2 protein-coding genes are annotated in these 2,409 nt (G+C 29.0%); both read right to left on the bottom strand.

Features of this window, described 5'->3' with window-relative positions; genetic code table 11:
* Nucleotides 1-71: 71 nt before the first annotated feature.
* Nucleotides 72-1,562: an ATP-binding protein gene (locus tag JJE11_RS17460; RefSeq protein ID WP_291637933.1), complete on the bottom strand. Its 1,491-nt coding sequence runs from the start codon at nucleotides 1,560-1,562 to the stop codon at nucleotides 72-74.
* Complete coding sequence (locus tag JJE11_RS17455) at nucleotides 1,552-2,238, bottom strand: response regulator transcription factor (RefSeq protein WP_291637931.1); 687 nt, start codon at nucleotides 2,236-2,238, stop codon at nucleotides 1,552-1,554. Before JJE11_RS17455 ends, JJE11_RS17460 begins: the two co-directional genes overlap by 11 nt.
* Nucleotides 2,239-2,409: the final 171 nt, after the last annotated feature.

The raw sequence follows: 2,409 nt of genomic DNA, 5'->3' as shown, positions 1-2,409 counted from the left end.
TTATTAGGAAGTCGTGATGAACTTATATGCAATGAGGGATATTGTAAAAAAATGATCCAGTAATTACTGAATCATTTTTGTTTTGTTAAAGTGAAATAGAATTTAACTCCCATTTCAGTGTTTTCTACTCCACAGGTACCATCATGAAGTAATATTATATTTTTAACTATTGAAAGACCTAGCCCAGTACCTCCAAGCTTCCTAGTCCTTGATTTATCAATTTTATAGAAGTTATCCCATATCATGTTTGTTTCAGCATCATCTATTTTACTTCCGCTATTTTCTACTTCAACACAAATGGTATCTTCACTATTTATCATTGTTACTACTATAGATCCACCAGCATTAGTATGTCTAATTGCATTAGTCATATAGTTTGTTATGACCTGTTCTATTCTGTTCCAATCTGCATTTATCTTTATATTTTCTATTAAATTTAATCGAAGTTTAATGTTCTTCTCATTAATTAACGTTGAAAATTTCTTAGCAATTGGTTTTACGAGTTCATGGAGAAAAAATTCTTCTTTAACCAATTTGAAATTTCCTGATTCTAGTTGAGACAAATTTAACATATCTGATACTAAATTGTTCATTCTCTTTGACTCATCCATTATGACATCTATGAAATATTGTTTTTCTTCACCTTCTAAAACATCATCATTTAAAGCAAGAGTGTACCCTTCTATAAGAGTAATAGGTGTTTTAAGCTCATGAGAAACCGCTGCCACAAAGTCTTTCCGCATCTCAGTCAATTTTTTTTCTTTTTCAATATCTTTTTCTAATTGCGAGTTAGCATCTTTAAGTGAGGTTAGTGATTCATTTAAATTTTCTGATAGAAGATTCAATGAAGTAGCTAGTGCACCTATTTCATCTTCACTTTTAACCACACATTTCTCTGTAAAGTCAAGATCAGCCATTTTAGACGCCGTTTTAGTTATTTTTATAAGTGGTTTTGCAATCATATTTGAGTATAGTAAAGATAGAAGTAGACTGGTAAGTAATACGCCTATGTAGAAATACAAGTAAAATTCCTTTATAACTTGAACTGCTTCATTTACTGGTTGTAATGAGGAAAAAGCATATACAGTTTCATCATTCTTTTCGTCATATATTACACCAGCTACACTTACTACCATATCACGGCTTTCTTTAGTAATAAAAATCAAGGGTTTTCCTTCTTTTTTAAATTTTGTTATACCACCTCTAATTCCTATTTCATCAGACATTATTTGATTTATAATTATAACTGATTTAGAGTCTTTTTTTTCATCAACAGTTTTTGTAAGATATTTTAAATTTCCTAACCTATCGCGTATAACTATTTTATAATTATTGTTTTCTTCAAAAGAACTAATCAAGTTAATCTGATCTTCAGCCTTTTGGAGCAAAATATATTCACTTTTGAATCTGACTAGATTCTGTTCAAGATCATTCTTTTTCCATTTTATATAAAACTGTCCAAAAAATGCAGACTGAACTATTAAATTAATAGATATAAAAACTATAAAAACTAAAGAAGTTATTATGAAAAGCTTTCTTGTAATGCTCTTTTTACTTTTCATTTTTCACCTCGAATTTATAACCGGCCCCTCTTATGGTTGCTATAAGGTAAGACTTTTCAGCTAGTTTTTCTCTTAACCTTTTTATAACAGTATCCACAGTTCTTAAATCACCAAAATAATCAATACCCCATAGAGCATCTAGTATTTTTTCTCTACTTAATACGATTCTTTTATTAAGTATAAAATAATTTAGTAGTTCAAATTCCTTTGGGGATAAATTAATTTCAATATTGTCAACAGTAACCTCATGGCTTAAGTTATCAACTACAAGGCCATCAAAGCTGTTTTCTTCCTTTAGAACAACCTCAGCGCTATAGGTCCGCCTAATAATTGCTTTTACTTTAGCAACTAGTAGCTTTGGAACAAAGGGTTTAGTAATATAATTGTCTGTGCCTAATTCAAACCCCAATAATTCGTCATCCTCTTCAGATTTAGCTGTAAGCATTATAACAGGTATATTGGAGGTCTTTCTTATTTCTTTGCATACGTCCCAGCCATCCATAATAGGCATCATTACATCTAAAATAATCAAATCAACTTTATTTTTATTAAATATATTTATAGCTTCGCTGCCATTTTCAGCCTGTAAAATATTATATTGTTCTTTTCTTAAATAGATGGACACAAGATTTCTAATTCTTTCCTCATCATCTACAATTAATATGGTTTCATTCATATAATTTTCTCCTTTATTAAAAGCTTGTTACAAATCAGTGCAATTTCTAAATTTATATACTAATTTTCAACTTTCTTCTATATTATATAATAATACCATTAATAATCAAAATTTATTATTTTAACCAATATAAAATCAATATTAAGCTTCCTCTTCAAAAGGGGGATAATG

It is taken from the genome of Clostridium sp., assembly GCF_016650095.1.
GTDB lineage: Bacteria > Bacillota > Clostridia > Clostridiales > Clostridiaceae > Clostridium_AD.
Note: the sequence above shows the minus strand (reverse complement) of the source record. Positions and strands in the feature narration are given on the sequence as shown.

Bases quoted from the DNA above. Each gene is read 5' to 3' on its own strand.
- JJE11_RS17460 (WP_291637933.1), bottom strand. From the start codon at position 1,562: ATGAAAAGTAAAAAGAGCATTACAAGAAAGCTTTTCATAATAACTTCT.
- JJE11_RS17455 (WP_291637931.1), bottom strand. From the start codon at position 2,238: ATGAATGAAACCATATTAATTGTAGATGATGAGGAAAGAATTAGAAAT.